This window comes from Polaribacter porphyrae (assembly GCF_002954685.1).
GTDB classification, from domain to species: Bacteria; Bacteroidota; Bacteroidia; order Flavobacteriales; family Flavobacteriaceae; genus Polaribacter; species Polaribacter porphyrae.
Window position 1 is genome coordinate 976,566 of record NZ_MSCN01000001.1, and the last position, 17,513, is coordinate 994,078.

At 26.5% G+C, this 17,513-nt stretch carries 20 protein-coding genes; 7 read left to right on the forward strand and 13 right to left on the reverse strand.

Annotated features, from left to right (window positions below; genetic code table 11):
• Positions 1-9: 9 nt before the first annotated feature.
• Together BTO18_RS04480 and holA are read right to left on the reverse strand one after the other, a co-directional pair.
• Positions 10-582, reverse strand: coding sequence for a Crp/Fnr family transcriptional regulator (locus BTO18_RS04480; RefSeq protein WP_105015080.1), 573 nt, complete (start codon positions 580-582; stop codon positions 10-12).
• On the reverse strand, positions 582-1,583 hold the full coding sequence (holA, locus tag BTO18_RS04485; protein WP_105017496.1) for a DNA polymerase III subunit delta: 1,002 nt from the start codon (positions 1,581-1,583) through the stop codon (positions 582-584). Before holA ends, BTO18_RS04480 begins: the two co-directional genes overlap by 1 nt.
• A gap of 17 nt (positions 1,584-1,600) precedes the next feature.
• Here holA and BTO18_RS04490 point away from each other — a divergent pair, with 17 nt between their 5' ends.
• Together BTO18_RS04490 and BTO18_RS04495 are read left to right on the forward strand one after the other, a co-directional pair.
• Positions 1,601-2,044 (forward strand): type I restriction enzyme HsdR N-terminal domain-containing protein, encoded by a 444-nt coding sequence (locus tag BTO18_RS04490; protein ID WP_105015081.1) that lies wholly within the window; start codon positions 1,601-1,603, stop codon positions 2,042-2,044.
• Between the two features lie 46 nt (positions 2,045-2,090).
• Positions 2,091-3,089, forward strand: coding sequence for a glycosyltransferase family 2 protein (locus BTO18_RS04495; RefSeq protein ID WP_105015082.1), 999 nt, complete (start codon positions 2,091-2,093; stop codon positions 3,087-3,089).
• A gap of 4 nt (positions 3,090-3,093) precedes the next feature.
• On the opposite strand, the gene BTO18_RS04500 is transcribed toward BTO18_RS04495, so the two are convergent.
• The 8 genes from BTO18_RS04500 to nusB form a co-directional block, all read right to left on the reverse strand.
• Positions 3,094-3,714 (reverse strand): L-threonylcarbamoyladenylate synthase, encoded by a 621-nt coding sequence (locus BTO18_RS04500; RefSeq protein ID WP_105015083.1) that lies wholly within the window; start codon positions 3,712-3,714, stop codon positions 3,094-3,096.
• Between the two features lie 69 nt (positions 3,715-3,783).
• Positions 3,784-4,485 (reverse strand): response regulator transcription factor, encoded by a 702-nt coding sequence (locus BTO18_RS04505; protein WP_105015084.1) that lies wholly within the window; start codon positions 4,483-4,485, stop codon positions 3,784-3,786.
• A 10-nt stretch (positions 4,486-4,495) separates the two neighbouring features.
• Positions 4,496-6,064 carry a sensor histidine kinase gene (locus BTO18_RS04510; protein WP_105015085.1) on the reverse strand — a complete coding sequence of 523 codons (1,569 nt, stop codon included), beginning with the start codon at positions 6,062-6,064 and terminating at the stop codon, positions 4,496-4,498.
• Between the two features lie 103 nt (positions 6,065-6,167).
• Positions 6,168-6,764: a dephospho-CoA kinase gene (gene coaE, locus BTO18_RS04515; RefSeq protein ID WP_105015086.1), complete on the reverse strand. Its 597-nt coding sequence runs from the start codon at positions 6,762-6,764 to the stop codon at positions 6,168-6,170.
• A gap of 4 nt (positions 6,765-6,768) precedes the next feature.
• A complete protein-coding gene (locus BTO18_RS04520; protein ID WP_105015087.1) occupies positions 6,769-7,707 on the reverse strand; it encodes a YbbR-like domain-containing protein in 939 nt (312 codons plus the stop codon).
• Between the two features lie 102 nt (positions 7,708-7,809).
• Positions 7,810-8,127 (reverse strand): preprotein translocase subunit YajC, encoded by a 318-nt coding sequence (yajC, locus tag BTO18_RS04525; RefSeq protein WP_105015088.1) that lies wholly within the window; start codon positions 8,125-8,127, stop codon positions 7,810-7,812.
• A gap of 3 nt (positions 8,128-8,130) precedes the next feature.
• Positions 8,131-8,592, reverse strand: coding sequence for a DUF1573 domain-containing protein (locus tag BTO18_RS04530; protein WP_105015089.1), 462 nt, complete (start codon positions 8,590-8,592; stop codon positions 8,131-8,133).
• Positions 8,593-8,641: 49 nt separating this feature from the next.
• Positions 8,642-9,580, reverse strand: coding sequence for a transcription antitermination factor NusB (nusB, locus tag BTO18_RS04535; RefSeq protein ID WP_105015090.1), 939 nt, complete (start codon positions 9,578-9,580; stop codon positions 8,642-8,644).
• Positions 9,581-9,726: 146 nt separating this feature from the next.
• On the opposite strand from nusB, the gene BTO18_RS04540 reads away from it, so the two are divergent.
• The gene (locus BTO18_RS04540) at positions 9,727-11,481 is read left to right on the forward strand and encodes an ABC transporter ATP-binding protein (protein ID WP_105017497.1); all 1,755 of its coding nucleotides are present in this window, start codon (positions 9,727-9,729) and stop codon (positions 11,479-11,481) included.
• 81 nt (positions 11,482-11,562) lie between these two features.
• On the forward strand, positions 11,563-11,922 hold the full coding sequence (locus tag BTO18_RS04545) for a PUR family DNA/RNA-binding protein (protein ID WP_105015091.1): 360 nt from the start codon (positions 11,563-11,565) through the stop codon (positions 11,920-11,922).
• A gap of 119 nt (positions 11,923-12,041) precedes the next feature.
• Here the strand turns inward: BTO18_RS04545 and BTO18_RS04550 are convergent, their stop codons facing one another.
• The 3 genes from BTO18_RS04550 to BTO18_RS04560 form a co-directional block, all read right to left on the reverse strand.
• Positions 12,042-13,469: a hypothetical protein gene (locus BTO18_RS04550; protein ID WP_105015092.1), complete on the reverse strand. Its 1,428-nt coding sequence runs from the start codon at positions 13,467-13,469 to the stop codon at positions 12,042-12,044.
• A 72-nt stretch (positions 13,470-13,541) separates the two neighbouring features.
• Positions 13,542-14,606, reverse strand: coding sequence for an isochorismate synthase (locus tag BTO18_RS04555; RefSeq protein WP_226789003.1), 1,065 nt, complete (start codon positions 14,604-14,606; stop codon positions 13,542-13,544).
• Positions 14,607-14,610: 4 nt separating this feature from the next.
• A complete protein-coding gene (locus tag BTO18_RS04560; RefSeq protein ID WP_105015094.1) occupies positions 14,611-15,036 on the reverse strand; it encodes a PaaI family thioesterase in 426 nt (141 codons plus the stop codon).
• Between the two features lie 70 nt (positions 15,037-15,106).
• Between BTO18_RS04560 and BTO18_RS04565 the strand changes: the two genes are divergently transcribed.
• From BTO18_RS04565 to BTO18_RS04575, 3 genes are all read left to right on the forward strand, one after another.
• Positions 15,107-15,589, forward strand: coding sequence for an IS1096 element passenger TnpR family protein (locus BTO18_RS04565; protein ID WP_105015095.1), 483 nt, complete (start codon positions 15,107-15,109; stop codon positions 15,587-15,589).
• A 109-nt stretch (positions 15,590-15,698) separates the two neighbouring features.
• A complete protein-coding gene (locus tag BTO18_RS04570) occupies positions 15,699-16,598 on the forward strand; it encodes an ABC transporter ATP-binding protein (RefSeq protein ID WP_105015096.1) in 900 nt (299 codons plus the stop codon).
• A gap of 15 nt (positions 16,599-16,613) precedes the next feature.
• Positions 16,614-17,459, forward strand: coding sequence for an ABC transporter permease (locus BTO18_RS04575; RefSeq protein ID WP_105015097.1), 846 nt, complete (start codon positions 16,614-16,616; stop codon positions 17,457-17,459).
• Positions 17,460-17,513 lie beyond the last annotated feature (54 nt).

Here is a 17,513-nt window from a genome sequence, read left to right on the forward strand (position 1 = left end):
TTCTCTTTTTTATATTTCTTTTCTAATTCTGCTTAATGAAGAATCAGTAATTCCTAAAAAAGACGCAATATGTTTTAGAGATGCTTTTTGAAATATCTCTGGTCTTGATGAAAGTAAGGCTAAATACCTTTCTGAAGCTTTATCAGTAATCATGCTAAATGTTCTTTCTTTTAATGCAAATAAATTACGAACTAAATGAGAACGTCCCCATTCTCTATAAGCTTCATATAGCCTAAAATGATTATTAAAAGTGTCTAAATCTTTCATCCATAAAACACAATCTTCTACTGCTATAATATTTTCTTTTGTAGGCATTTGCATAAAAAACGAATTTTCTTCTAAAATTAAATCATTTTTTACCATAAAATTAGTTGTTACTTCATTTCCATCAAAATCTAAAACAAAAGATCTTAAAAAGCCACTTATTAAAATGTAGTATCCTTTTACAATACTTCCGCTTTTTATAAGATAATCACCTTTTTTTATTTTTATTTTTTTGTAACCTTTAATGATTGTTTTAAAATCTTCTTGCTTTAAACCTATTTCGCCAAGTTCTTTGTACAGAATACCTTCACACCTCATTAATGCATAATTTTAAATATTAATTCTTTTAAAATATCTTCTTGAGTTAAATTTGCTCCTACTCCTTTGCTATTAACATCTGCTTCTCGTAGAAAAGAGATTACTTGTGCTACTTTACGCATTGGATAGCTTTTGGCTGCTGTATAATAATCATCTACAAAGTAATAACTTACCCCCAAAGATTTCGAAACCGCATCTTTTGCCTTATTTTGTAATCCATGAAAGAGTAACAATTTTGTAAAAAAATTATTTAGCAAAGAAATGGTCATTACAATTGGATTATTCTTTGGATTTTCTACAAAGTAATTAATAATTCTATTCGCTTTTAAAATATTTTTTGTGCCAATAGCTTTTAGTAACTCAAAATTATTAAAATCTTTAGAAATACCAATATTCTCCTCAATATGATAATCAGAAATAATCGTTTCTTTAGGCAATATTAAGATTAGCTTATTTAATTCATTTGCAATTTTACTTAAATCTGTTCCTAAAAACTCGACCAACATTTGAGCGGCTTTAGGTTCTATTTTGTACTTCTTTCCACTTAAAACTCTTCTAATCCAATCTGCTACTTGATTTTCGTATAGCTTTTTACTTTCGAAAATAACACCAGATTTTGCAATGGTTTTATGCAATTTCTTTCGTTTATCTAACTTCTTGTACTTGTAGTTTATTACTAAAACCGTTGATGGTTGTGGATTTTCTGCATAAGAAACTAATTTTTCTATTTGCCTATTTAAATCTTGAGCTTCTTTTACAATAATCACTTGTTTTTCTGCCATCATTGGAAAACGTTTTGCAGACGAAACGATCTCTTCAATTGAAGTATCTCTTCCATACATCACAACTTGGTTAAAGCCTTTTTCTGCTTCATCTAATATATTGTTTTCTATAAAATTAGAAATTTGATCTATATAATAAGGCTCTTCACCCATTAAAAAATAAATAGGTTTTATACTTCCTTTCTTTATATCTGAAACAATGGTATTAATCTCGTTCATTTTATTACTTTTGGTTGATGCAAAAACTGAATCTTCCTTCATATAACTTCACGTTCAAAAATAGGGAAAATACAGTGCTTATTTTTGATAAATTAAGAAAAAAAAATGTTGTCTTAACTCCAGAAGAATGGGTTCGTCAAAATTTTGTTGAGTTTTTAATTCAAGAGAAAAAATATCCAGAATCTTTAATAGCTATTGAAAAACAATTTGTAATAAACAATATCAAAAAAAGAAGTGATATTCTCATTTTCAATAAATTAGGTAAACCAGAAATTATTGTAGAATGCAAAGCACCTACTGTAAAAATATCTCAAGATACTTTTGATCAAATTGCTAGATATAATCTTAAATTAGAGGCAAGCTACCTAATTATTACTAATGGTTTAGAGCACTTTTATTGCAAAATGGATACTCAAAACGAAACGTATGTTTTTTTAAAGGAAATACCTACTTACTATTAAGAAAACTTTATAAATAAAATGGTTTTTTAAGTGTAAATTCGCAATCTTGAAAATAGCAATTGTCATATTAAATTGGAATGGTCAAAAATTATTAGAAAAATTCTTGCCTTCGGTTGTGAATTTTAGTTCACAAGAAGCCGATATCTATATTGCAGATAACGCTTCTTCTGACACTTCTATTGAATATGTTAAAGAGTTTTATCCTTCAGTAAAAATCATTAAAAATATTACAAACGGAGGTTATGCAAAAGGATATAATGATGCTTTAAAATCTGTAGATGCTGATATTTATTGTCTTTTAAATTCTGATGTTGAAGTTACAGAAAATTGGTTACAACCAATAATAGAAGTTTTTAAAAATGATGAAAAAACAGCTATTATTCAACCAAAATTATTAGATTATAAAGATAAAACCAAGTTTGAATATGCAGGTGCTGGTGGTGGATTTGTAGATTTATATGGCTATCCTTATTGTAGAGGTCGTGTTTTTAATCATCTTGAAACCGATAGCAATCAGTTTAACGATTCTATTGAAATTTTTTGGGCTTCTGGAGCTTGTTTGTTTATTCGTTCTGATGTGTATCATAAAGTTGGTGGTTTAGATGAAGATTATTTTGCTCATCAAGAAGAAATTGATTTATGCTGGAGAACACACAACATTGGCTACCAAACAAAATATGTAGGTGAATCTAAAGTTTATCATGTTGGTGGTGCTACTTTACAAGAAACAAATCCTCAAAAAACATTTTTAAATTTTAGAAATAGTTTATTAAATATTATAAAGAATGTTCCGAAAAAGTGGTTTTTGTTTTTGGTTTTTTCTCGTTTACTTTTAGACGGAATTGCTGGAGTTAAGTTTATTTTAGAATTAAGACCTATACATACACTTGCAATTTTAAAAGCACATATTAGCTTTTACAAAAACTTTTTTAAGTTTTTAAGAAAACGAAAAAAGTTACCTAAAAAAGAAAATTATAATTTACATACGAGTATTGTTTGGCAATATTTTATTTTAGGTAGAAAAAAATTTAATCAACTAAAATAAAAGTTTAGAGAATATCTAAACTTCCTTTTCCTTCTCTAATTAGTTGTGGTTCTGATTCTGTAAGATCAATAATTGTTGAAGCATAGTTGTCTCCATAACCACCATCAATAACTAAATCTACACGATTTTGCCATTTCTCAAAAATTAATTCTGGATCTGTAGTATATTCTAAAATATCATCATCATCTCTTATAGAAGTAGATACAATTGGGTTGCCTAATTCTTCAACTATAGTTCTCGTAATTGTATTATCTGGAATACGAATACCTACTGTTTTTCTTCTTTTAAAAGCTTTTGGAAGATTATTACTTCCTGGTAAAATAAATGTATAAGGGCCAGGTAATGCACGTTTTAAAATTTTAAACGTTGGTGTATCTATTTGTTTTACATAATCTGATAAATGACTCAAATCGTTACAAACAAAAGAAAAATTAGTTTTCTCTAGTTTTAACCCTTTGATTAGTGCTAACTTTTGTAGTGCTTTTGTGTTTGTAATATCACAACCCAAACCATAAACTGTATCTGTTGGATAAATGATTAACCCTCCATTTTTAAGGCACTTTATTACCTTTTGCACCTCTTTTGGGTTTGGGTTTTCTTCATATATTTTAATAAATTCTGCCATAGTTTAAAAGTACAAAAACTCAACTAAAAAATAAAGTTGAGTTTTTAATTTGGGAAAAGTACTTGCTTCTTATGATTTGTCTACCAATCTAAAACCTTCACCATGAATGTTTAAAATTTCTACATTTTCATCTTCTTTTAGGTACTTTCTTAATTTAGCAATATAAACATCCATACTTCTAGATGTAAAATAATTGTCATCTCTCCAGATTTTTGTAAGTGCCAATTCACGAGGCATTAAATCATTTTTATGAATGGCTAGCATTCTTAATAATTTACTTTCTTTTGGTGATAATTTTGATGGTTCACCTTCTTCACCAACAGATAAATGTCTTAATTTAGAATTAAAGAAAAATGACCCAATCTTAAACTCAAATTGCTCTGATTCAGCAGTTTTATCTGTCTCTTTTCTTTGTAAAATTGCTTTAATCTTATGTAATAATACTTCAGAATCAAAAGGCTTGTTTAAATAATCGTCTGCTCCTACAGAATATCCTCTTAAAACGTCTTCTTTTAAGGTTTTTGCTGTTAAAAAGATAATAGGTATTTCTTTGTTAGTACTTCTAATATCTTGAGCCAAAGAAAAACCATCTTTACGTGGCATCATTACATCTAATATACAAAGATCATAGTCGCTGTTTTTAAACATGATGAGACCTTCTATACCATCTTTTGCATGTGTAACATTATAATCGTTCAATGCTAAATAATCTTTTAAAACAGTTCCAAAATTTGGATCGTCTTCTACTAATAAAATTTTTTTACTTCCCATTTTTATACTTTTAAATTAAAGGTAATTTCACTGTAAATATGCTTCCTTTTCCTTTTTCACTTTCCACAAATACTGTTCCATGATGTTTATCTACAATTTCTTTAACATAAGCTAAACCTAAACCATGTCCTTTTACATCATGTATGTTTCCTTTCTGTTCTCTATAAAATTTATCGAAAACATATTTTTGAGCATTTTTACTCATTCCTATTCCTTCGTCTTTTATTTTTATGACAAAAAACTTATTGGTGCTTTCAGTAAATACATCAATTTTTGGAGCTTCTTTAGAGTATTTAATAGCATTTTCTAACATGTTAACAACTCCATTTTTTAGGTGAAATTCATTCCCTGATATTTCTGATACAATTGCTTTAAAATACAATTTTATTTCTCCTCCTCTATCTTTAACTAATAAATCTACATGACTAATTGCTTCTTCAATAATGTCGTGCATATCAATAGTTTCCTTACTAATATCTATTTGATTTTTCTCTAATTTAGAGATTCTTAATACATTTTCTACTTGTGTATGCATTCTTTTATTTTCATCTCGAATCATTTTTATGTAACGCTTTACTTTATCGTTATCATTAATAATTTTCGGATTTTTAATAGAGTCTAAAGCCAAATTTATAGTTGCTATTGGTGTTTTAAACTCATGAGTCATGTTATTTATGAAGTCTGTTTTTACTTCAGATATTTTCTTTTGTTGTATTAGCTGATATAAAGAACTAGAAAATGCAATTATAATGATGAAAATAAAAAATAAAGACAAAAGTAAAATTCCTGAAATACCAGATAGAATATGTTTATTTTTAGTAGGAAATGTTACGTAAAGTAAATATTTAGGGTTATTGTCAAAATTTAAAAACAAAGGATATTCATAACTTTCTTTAGTATTAATGGTGTAGTAACCAGATTTTAATTTTGTAGCTAAACCATCATTGGTGTATACTCCATACTTAAAGTTTAAATTAATACCTCTTTTTTGTAATTCATCCTTAATTGTTGCATTTAACTCTCTATTACTTAATCTTTGGTGGATTGGCTTTGAACTACTTATATTTTTGTAAAATTCTGCAAATTCGCTTCTTTCTATATTTTTTAATCGTCTGGTAAATGAATATCTTTTCTCATCTGTAGATGCAAATAAATTATCTGGTCCTTTTATTAAAGTAGATTGAGAAAAATCATTTTTACTTGTAATTCTTTTAATAATAATAGTATCATTATCTAAAAAATCGGTAGGCATTTTAAAGTTTTCTTCTAAAATTGTACCACCATAAGTAAATTTTTGATTATTGATTGTATCAATCTCTTGAAATAAGAAATTTTTAATTTGAGCTTCATCAGGTGCTATTTTATTTTGTAAAACACCTTCATATTCTCTGTCTAAAGACATTTGTTCACTTTCATTAATTCTTTGAGTAACACTACCCAAAGATTTGATAACATCATTCTCAAATTGCTCTTTTTTACTCTCTACTGCATTGTTAATCCAATAGAGTTGTACAGCAATAATCCCTATTAGAGATATACTCATTAAAGCTACAATAAGAACGAACATTTTTTTGCTCATAAATCAAATTTAAGCTATATAAAAATTGCAATTAACGTTTTTAACGTTGATTAACAATAAAAGTAGAATTTTAAGAGTAATTTAACAAAAACAATAAGAATAGCTAAAAGAAAACCTTCTTTTTTGTTAAAATATTATGAATTTTATTTACCTTAACTTTAGAATATTCTAATTCTTTATTGTAAATAATGTAGTTTGATTGGAGTAATTTTTTTTCTTCTTTCCATTGGTTATTTATTCTAGTTAAAACCTTTTCTTTTGTAGTATTATCTCTAGCAACAATTCTATTAATTCTTGTTTCTAAATCTAGATAAACTGTAATTACAAAATCGCAAAACTGATTTGTTTTAGATTCAAATAAAATAGCACTTTCATAAATAATATAAGTTTTATTTTTATTGTTTGCTACAAAGTTTTTAAAGTGATTTCTAACCTCTGGATGCACAATAGCATTGAGTTCTTTTAGTTTATTTTTATCATTAAAAACAATATTAGAAATAAAATCTCTATTTAATTTACCTTCTTTATATGATTCATTTCCAAATAAATAAATTAATTTTTCTTTAATAAAACTAGAAGAATTCATTAGTTTTTTTGCTTCAACATCTGCAATATAAACTGCTATATTTTTATAATTAGAAAAGATTTTTACAATTGTAGATTTACCACTACCAATACCACCTGTTAAACCAATAATCATAGCATTATTTTTGAATTAAGAAATCTATTTTTAGTGGTACAATTTTATAGCTCTTTATAAAACTAGGTTTGGTTACTAGTTTTGGTATCAAGTAGCTTAAATTATTATCTTGTGATGTTAAAAAATCGCATTCAACTTTAAATGAATTTATATTTACTTTTGAAAAATTAGATAATGCAACTACATAACTTATTTCAACACTTTCAGATAATGTTGTTAGGTTTGTATTATTTGGTAAATTCTTTACCAAAAAAGGTATCTCTAATTTACCTTCTGTGAACTTATCTACTTTACCAGAAATTTCTGCAAAACTTGTACTAAATTTTAAATTATTTACTCCTTTAGGTTTTACTATTTTAACACTTTCTGAAAAATTAGATTTCACATCTTTTAAAGTTAATTTACTTAATTCTATTTGCTTTATACTATCTAACTGCATTTTTGTTCCAGAAACTACGATTGAATCTGGCTTTATTGATATATCATCTAATAAATCGTAACCAATATGATACGTTATATCTGTGTTTGCTTTAAGTTTTATTTTTTTTGATGTTAACACACCTATGTTTAAGAAAATGGTATCTAATTCAAATTGTTTTATTTGTAATCCAGTTGCTATTTGATTTGCTATTTTTGATTGCTGGCTAAAGGGTAAAAGATAAAATTTAGACTTTTGTTTTCTTTGAAGATTAGAAACATCTAGTTTTAAATTTGGGGTTAAAATTTTTGTTTTTAAAATTTTAAAACCACTACCTTTAATAAAAATATTAAGTTGTTTTACTGGTACACTTTGTAATAATTTATTTTGCGGAATATTTACATAAGTAACAGGAAAAGTGATAGTTGTATTGTATTCTTTTGAGAAAGTAATTAATAACCAAATTAAAAACGATGCAATTAAAAAACCAATAAAAGCTTTTGGTATATTTCTTTGTGTTCTCACCTTTTTAATTTGAAATTTTATGCAATCTAATGAAAAGTTTGAGACAAAAAAAATGAGCTTTTATATGTTTCAATAAAAGCTCAAAATATATATTTTAAAAAATTATTTCTTAACTGGTGATAAGTATTTTTTACTTAACTCCATTGAAATAGCAGAACGCTCAAACTTAATTTTACCAGCTCCAGTTTCTATAGTTACTGTATTATCGTTTGTATTAATATCTGAAATTTTACCATGTATTCCACTAGAGGTTACCACTTTTGTACCTCTCTTGATTTCAGATTGGAAAGATTTTTCCTTTTTTTGTTTTCTCATTTGTGGTCTTAACATAAAAAAGTATAAAACTGCAATCATTGCTAAAAAAGGAAGCATACTCGCTAAAGTACCTGAAGCGTCTTGTAATATTATTGAAGAAATCATGAATTATTTTGCTTTTGGAGTTACCATACCTTTTAGAGTTAAAATTTCTCTACCTGTTTCAGTATTTGTTATTAAAGTAATATTTTTTTGTTGTCTGTTACTTTTACCAAAGGTGTTAAATTTAACTTTAACATCTTCTGTTTGCCCTGGTTTAATTGGCTTTTTTGGCCAAACAGGTACTGTACAACCACAAGTAACTTGTGCGTCTGTAATCACTAAATCTGTATTGCCTGAATTTGTTACCTTAAATGTAGTTTCTATAATATCACCTTCATTTACAGTTCCAAAATCATATACGTTTGAATCAAAAGAAATAGAAGCTGCTCCATTTTTTATTTCAACATCTCTTGTTTTAGCTTTTTCAAGATTGGCTTTGTTTATTTTTGCAGTTGCATTGCTATTACCACAAGAAGCTAAAATGCTAACTGTTAAAACGCAAATTATTAAAATTGATATTTTTTTCATCTTTTAAAATTTTTGTAAAAATAACAAATTAATTGGCTAGTGCAATGCATTATAGCAAGCCTCTGCCAATTTTAACGATTCTTTTATCTTTTTGAAACTCTTTTGAAATTTTATCTAATACACCATTAATAAAATAGCTACTTTTAGTTGTAGAATATCCTTTTGCTAACTCTATGTATTCATTAATCGTAACTCTTACAGGTATTGAGGGGAAATTTACAAACTCTGTAATAGCCATTTTTATTAAAATCATATCTACATCAGCAATTCTATCTAACTCCCAATTAGGAGTTTTATCAATGATATCCTGTTCGTATTTATCACTTTTTAAAACTGTTTTTTTGAACAAGTCTGATACAAAATCTTCATCATCTTTATCTTTATACAAACTACCTAACATAAATGTTTTACCGTTTTTACACTTACTTAAAGTTCTCAAAACCCAAGTATTTACAAACGGAATATCATCAACCCAAGAAATCATCTTGTCTTCATAATAATCTGCTAATTTTTCATTTGGAGCAATAATTTCTTTAAAAAAGTCGATTACGAAAGATTTATCAACCTTAAAAGAATCTTCAACTGTGTCTAAATACCGACTATATAGTGTGCTTTTTTGAAGTTCATCAAAAATAATCTTTACATACTCATCATCTAATTCCCAATTATTTAGATTGTTTATTGTTGCATAACTTTCTACACTGATACTTTCTTTAACAGTGTTGATTAATCTATTGTTTAAAAACTTGGTGTTTGGCTGTAAATCTTCTTTAGTAGCTAAAATTTTCTTTTTAGAAAGTGCTATTTTTTTAGCTGCCAACTTCTGCACTTCTATAATCAACAGAAAGTTTAAGACATATAAATCGAACATTTTTAAAATACTAAACTTTAAAAATTTTTCTTCTTTAATAAGATCATCATTATGAGATTGTTGAATAGCATACACAGATTGCATCACTTTTACTCTTATATGTCTTCTGTTAATCATGGTAAGAACTTAACTATATTTTCTTCATTTTAAGATGCAAAAGTAGTATTATTTAGTTTTCTAAATACCTTTTTTTAGTTCTTTTTTAAGATTTATAATCTTTTTTAAACTTGTATCTTCGTAATTTATTTTTAACCAAATTTTCTTTGAAAGCACTACAGTATTTAAATAAATATTTTTCTAAATATAAATGGCGAATAATTATAGGGCTGTTAATTACTATTTTATCTAAAATACTTACGCTACAAGTACCTAAACTCATAAGAAATTCTTTTAACGTTGTTGAAGATTATCTAAAAGAAAATATTACAAATTTAGAAGAAGTTAAGCATCAACTTTTAATAAATGTACTACTTATTATTGGTGTGGCTTTATTGGGTGGCTTTTTCACTTTTTTAATGAGACAAACTATTATTGTTACTTCTAGATTGATTGAATTTGACCTTAAAAATGAGATTTATCAACAATACCAAAGATTATCTTTAAACTTCTATAAAAAGAACAGAACTGGCGATTTAATGAATAGAATTAGCGAAGATGTTTCTAAAGTAAGAATGTATGTTGGGCCAGCTATTATGTATAGTATGAATATGATTGTGCTTTTTGTAGTTGGTTTTACACAAATGGTACGTGTAGATCCAAAGCTTACTTTGTATACACTTATACCTTTTCCACTTTTATCAATATCAATTTTTATATTGAGTAAGGTAATTCATAAAAGAAGTACTATTGTTCAGCAATACTTGTCTAAACTAACTACGTATAATCAAGAGTTTTTTTCTGGGATAAATGTGGTAAAATCTTATGGAATTGAGGCTTCAATCATTAAAGATTTTGATCAGATTGCTGATGAGAGTAAACAGAAAAACATCAATCTACAAAAAGCAAATGCCTTATTTTTTCCATTGATGATTTTACTAATTGGAATTAGTAACTTAATTGTTATTTATATTGGAGGCTTACAATATATTAATGGTGAAATTCAATCTGGAGTTATTATAGAATTTATTATGTATGTAAATATTCTTACATGGCCAGTTGCTGTTGTTGGCTGGGTTACGTCTATGATACAACAAGCAGAAGCATCACAAGCAAGAATAAATGAGTTTTTGCAAGAAGAGCCAGAAATTACAAACAACAATCAAGAACTTACAGAAATAAATGGTAAAATTACTTTTAAAAATGTAACTTTTACTTATGATGATACTAACATTACTGCTTTAAAAAATATTAGTTTTATAGTAAACGAGGGAGAAACTCTAGCCATTTTAGGGAAAACAGGTTCAGGAAAATCTACAATAATTGAACTGATTTCTAGGCTGTATGATGTTACTGAAGGAGAAATCTTATTAGATGACAAACCTATTGAACAAGGAAATTTAGATGCAATTAGAAATCAAATAGGCTTTGTACCTCAAGATCCATTTTTGTTTTCTGATACCATTGAAAATAATATTAAATTTGGTAAAGAAGATGCCACTGAAGACGAAATTATAAATGCTGCAAAAAATGCAGATGTACATAAAAATATTATCGATTTTCCTAAAGGATACAAAACCATTTTAGGTGAACGTGGAGTAACACTTTCTGGAGGTCAAAAACAACGTGTATCTATTGCAAGAGCAATTATTAAACAACCTAAAATTTTAATTTTTGATGATTGTTTATCTGCTGTTGATACAGAAACTGAAGAAAAAATACTCTCTAATTTAGAACGAGTTTCTAAAAACAAAACTACTTTTATTATTAGTCATCGAGTTTCTTCTGCAAAAAATGCAGATAAAATTATAGTATTAGATGATGGTAAGATTATACAGCAAGGAACTCATAATCAATTAATAACAGAAAAAGGATACTACAAAGATTTATATCAACAACAACTTTTAGAAAAAGAAATTTAAGGTTTAACGTTGCTACGTAAAATATTTTATTAGATTTGTGTTTATAACTTATAATACGATAACTACTATTTAAAGAGAATTATGGCAGAGAGAGTTGAACAGGAAGAGATTTTTTCGCAAGTCTTAAGAGCAGGAAGAAGAACTTATTTTTTTGATGTAAGAGCAACAAAAGCAGACGATTATTATTTAACAATTACAGAAAGTAAAAAATTTACGCATGATGATGGTTCTTTCCATTATCAAAAACATAAAATTTATCTTTATAAAGAAGATTTTTCTGATTTTCAAGAAATGCTAAAAAAAGCTACAGATTATATTATTACTGAAAAAGGAGATGAAGTAATCAGTGAGCGACATCAAAAAGATTTTAAGAAAGAAGATACAACTACTACAGATAAGTCAACTGAAAGTTTTACAGACGTTTCTTTTGATGATATTTAAATACTATTTTTAAAACTTATCTAGGTTTTAGATTACAAATTCAATTCAAATTCAATTTTACACGTAAAACCGTAAGCATTTATTTATGCTTACGGTTTTTTAGTTTTTTTAAGTATTTACTATTCAGTTTTTGATTTATCGCTTTTAGGTTTACTAAAATTATAAGAAACACCAAAGAAACAACCTATATCAAACTTTTTTACTACTGAAACAGTATTAGAATCTCCTAAATTATAAGAGTTTCCTACTTGTAAGTTACTTTGAAGTCTATCAACTCTACCCATAGCTAAACCAGCATTAAATATTAATCTTTCATCTCTTCCAAAAGATAATCCTAAACCTGTTAAAAACTGAAAATCTTGATCTGCTTTTAACATAGCTCCTACATTAGCTACTAGAGTATAATCCTTTCCGTTTCTAAATCTTATATTAAGTAATGAACCAAAACCAAAATCAAATTTACCTAAATCTTTTTGTCTAATAATTTTTTCATCTGTATTGTTTGGATCATCCTCTGTAAAAAATTCATCATCAACTAGTGAAGTAAAATATAAACCTCCACTTACATCAATCTTTATACCTCCTCTAATCCATATTCTGTAAGGATGTGACTCAATTAATTCATTCTTTTCTTTATCATAAATTTCTAAAGTCACTTCAACCAAATCAATATTTTTTCCTGTTACATCAATAGGTAAAGAATAGTTGTCAAAATTTACTTTAAAAAGTATTTTAAGATTTTCTTCAATTTTTGAATTAATTTCTTCGTTACTTTTTATTTTTTTTAAATTTTCAGCATTTATTAGTTCTTTTTCAGTAATAATTTTTTCAAGAACTTTATATTCAGAAACTATATTAACATATTCAACATAAAACACATCCCTTTGTGACTCAAAATCATCTTTATCTAATGATTTTTGAACTTTACTATTTTGTATAAATAAAGTTATTTGATTGTCTAAATTTTTTGATTTATCTGCAAGTGTATTTAATTTATCTGATACAATTTTTTTGTTTTGTTTTCTTATACTTGACAATAAGTAATTAACATCAACAATCGCTTTTTGAGGTTTGTTTTTTTTAGAAAGTTCAGAAAAGTTATTAGATGTACTATTAATTTCGATATTATTAATATTGAAATTTTTAAAATAGTCTTGGACTATAAAAGTTTGAACTACTTTTTTCTTTTCATTCAATGTTATACTATCTGCTTCTATTATATCTGCTTTTATTTGAGCTTCTACTTTAGGAGAAATTTGAGACTTATCAAAAATATTTAGATTAGATTCTTCAAAAATATTTACTAAATTATTTTTTATTTTATAAGTGTATTTTAATGGGTTTCCATTGATAAAATTAAAGGAAAGTGAGTTTTTGTAATGAAATTCTAATTGATTTACTTGTACATTATCTTTTTTACCTCCGTTTTTTACTGTTATTGTTTCTTTTTTAGGTTCGCTTAAATCTATTTCTATAACAGTATTTCTTTTTTGAGCAAAACTTAATAAGCTAAAAAAAAGTGATGCTAGTAGTAGTGATTTTTTCATGATATATAGTTTTATTTATTTTGCTAAATAACTATATATCAAACAGTAAAGAACTACCTACAATTAGGTATTTTAAAATAAAACGCGTTTCATGGTTTTGCTTTTAGATACAGTTTCTTGCCACTCTTTTATAGATTCACTATCAGAAGTTATGCCTCCACCAACATAAATATTAGCAACAGAATTTTCTATTTCCATACAACGTAAGTTTACATACAAATCAGAAGTTTTCTTTAAGTTGTCTGTATTAGATAAATTGATTTCGCCCAAAAAACCAGTATAAAATTTACGGTTGTAATTTTCATTTTCTAAAATAAAAGATTTAGCTAAATCTCTAGGTAAACCACAAACTGCTGGTGTTGGGTGTAAGGCTCTTATTAGAAGTTTTAATGATGCATTAGAACTTAACATTCCTTCTACTTTTGTTCTTAAATGCAGTAAGTTTCCAGCTTTTACTGTTTCAGTTTTATCTATTTTTAATTTAGAAGAAATCGTTTCTAATTGATTTTTAATGAAATCAGTAACCAATTGTTGTTCTTCTAATTCTTTTTTCTGCCAAGTAACTTTCTCTGTATTAGTATACAATTGTGTACCAGCCAAAGACATCGTTTTAAAAGCTAAATCATTTATATTTAATAAGGTTTCTGGAGTAGCTCCAAGCCATAGTCCTATTTTAGGATGAAACCAAACATACACAAACGCATTATTATAGTTTTGCAATAATTTTTTATAAATAGTTATTAAATTAAAACTAGATAATTGAACTTTCTCTTTTCTAGAAATAACTATCTTTTTTAAATCACTTGTATCTATTGTTTGTATAGCTTCTTCAACTATTCTTATATGATTCAGTTTAGAAACATCATCATCTAAAAAAACTTCTTTAGTATTATGATTTATAAGTTCTAAATTAAGTTTTTCTTTAAAATAACTAGACTGATTAGAAGGGATAAGAATAACTGCATCATTACTGTCAAAAGGAGCGAAAACAAAACCATTTTCTGTAAAAGAGTTTGTAAAACAGAGTTGTTTAGTATTCATAAAAAAACCAGAAATTATATGAATATTAGGTTTTCTATATACCACAAATGGCATCTGATTTTGATATGCCTTTTCTATTTTACTAAATATATCCAATAGCTTATTTTTCTACTTTTTTATCTAAAACTATATTTGTTAACTTGCAGATAGAGATTAAGTTATCTTCTTCATCAATAATTTTAATCTCCCATAAATGTGTGGTTCTACCTTTATGAATGGGTTTAGCCACACCAAAAACAACTCCTTCCTTTTTACTTTTTAAATGATTGATGCTTAACTCAATTCCTTTTACAATTTGAGTTTTTCTATCAATAAAAAAAGCTGAAGCACAACTCCCAACAGTTTCAGCTAGTGCTGCAGTAGCACCTCCATGTAAAATTCCATAAGGTTGATACACTTTAGAATTTACAGGCATTTTAGCCACCAAATAATCATTACCAACATCAGTAAATTCAATATTTAAGGTTTCCATCAGTGTATTACTATTTAAACTATTTAAGGCTATTAGTGTTTTAGATTTATCCATCAACAAGAATTTAAAAAGTAAAAATACGCATAAAATATTGTATTTTTGTCATTGAAATTAGCAGTAGAATATGTACAAAATAAGAGTTATTTTAGACACAAAAGAAGATGTTATTAGAACAATTCTGGTTGATGACACTATAAATTTAGAAACATTACACATCATAATTTCGAAAGCTTTTGGGTTTGAAGGGCAAGAAATGGCATCCTTTTACAGAACTGATGATGAATGGAACCAAGGAGAAGAAATTCCACTTTTTAATATGGCTGAAGCTGGTGAAGGCATCTCTATGCAAACTTGTATTCTAAAAGAAACTTTATTTAAAGAAAATGATAAGCTAATTTATGTATATGATTTTCTAAATATGTGGACATTTTATGTAGATGTAGTTGAAATTTCTACTGAACAAAAAACTAACTTACCAAAAACTATTTTAAGTGTTGGAGAAATTCCTACTGAAGCTCCAAAAAAAGAATTTATTGCTGAAGATTTTGGAAAAGATGATGATGATGAATTCGATATTTTTGATGACTTTGATTTTAATGAATATTAGTCTGCAGACTAATTAATATTTTTTTAAAATCCTTTTACTACCAACTTTTTTCAGTAACAAATTCGTAAATTAATCGTCTTACTTTTTATAACCGACTAAATCAACTTACTTGGAAACAATCTTATCACTCAAAAATCTTGATAAAAAATATGGTAAAGTACATGCTGTAAACAATTTATCTTTTGATATTCAAAAAGGAAATGTTTATGGAATTCTTGGACCAAATGGAAGTGGAAAATCTACAACATTAGGAATTATTCTAAATGTAGTAAACAGAACAGCTGGAGAATTCTCTTGGTTTGATGGAAAATTATCAACACATGAAGCTTTAAAGAAAGTGGGAGCTATTATTGAGCGACCTAACTTTTATCCATATATGACAGCTACCCAAAACTTGTCATTAATTTGTAAGATTAAAGGTACATCAACAGATAAAATTGATGAAAAACTAAAAGTTGTAAATCTTTACGAACGCAGAAACAGTAAATTCAGAACCTACTCTTTAGGTATGAAACAACGTTTAGCAATTGCATCAGCATTATTAAATGATCCTGAAATTTTAATTTTAGATGAACCCACAAATGGATTAGATCCACAAGGAATTCATGAAATAAGACAAATCATCAAAAAAATTGCAGCTAATGGAACCACAATTTTGTTGGCTTCGCATCTTTTAGATGAAGTTGAAAAAGTATGTAGTCATGTAGTTGTGATTAGAAAAGGTATAAAATTATATTCTGGTAGAGTTGATGAAATGACAGCTTCTAATGGTTTATTTGAATTAAAGGTAGATAAAAATGAAGATAATTTATTAAAATTATTAAAAAATCATGAGGCAATTCTTAATGTTACTAAAGATCATGAAACCATTATTGCAACTTTACGTAATAGTATTTCTGCAACAGAAATGAATTCTTTTTTGTTTGAGAAAGGTTTTGTTTTATCACATTTAGTAAAACGTAAACCTAGCCTAGAGCAACAATTTTTAGATTTAACCAAAAACAACTAACCAAAAATAAAAGTCATGTTAAGACTACTTACTATAGAATTTCACAAGTTAAGATTTAATAAAGCCAGTAAAATATTGTCTATTATTTACTTTGGTTTACTAACTTCAATAGCTTTAATTGCTGCGATTAAATTTGAATTTGGAGATTTTAAATTACATTTAGCAGATGCAGGTATTTTCAACTTTCCTTATATATGGCACTTTAACACCTATATAGCTGCTATTTTAAAATTCTTTTTACTGTTGGTAATTGTATCTATGATGAGTAATGAATACAGTTATAAAACATTAAAGCAAAATTTAATAGATGGTTTAAGTAAAAAAGAATTTATTTTATCAAAATTTTATACAGTTATTGCTTTTGCAGCAATTTCAACAGTTTTCGTATTTGTAGTTTCTTTAGTATTAGGGTTATTTTATTCTGATTATAATGAATTTGCAATCATAGTTTCTGATTTAGAATATTTAGTAGCGTTTTTTATAAAACTAGTTGGTTTTTTCTCTTTTGGCCTATTTCTTGGTATTTTGGTAAAACGCTCTGCTTTTGCAGTTGGTGCTATGTTTGTTTGGCTGATAATAGAAAATATGTTTAGAGGTTTTCTCTTTTGGAAATTTAATGAAAATGAAAAAACATCTAATATTGTTGACAATTTTATGCAGTTTTTACCTTTAGAGTCTATGACCAATCTAATAAAAGAACCTTTTTCTAGACTAGGTGCTGTAAGATCTGCTGCAAATACTATGGGCGAAAGTTTTACTAAAACCTATTCTGTTGATTTCTCCACAGTCGCTATCGTTTCTTTTTGGACGTTTCTTTTTATCTTTTTATCCTATAAATTATTATTAAAAAGAGATTTGTAAAATTTCTTTTAATATTTAAACTATTTTAAATAAACTAGGTCTAAATAAAATAAG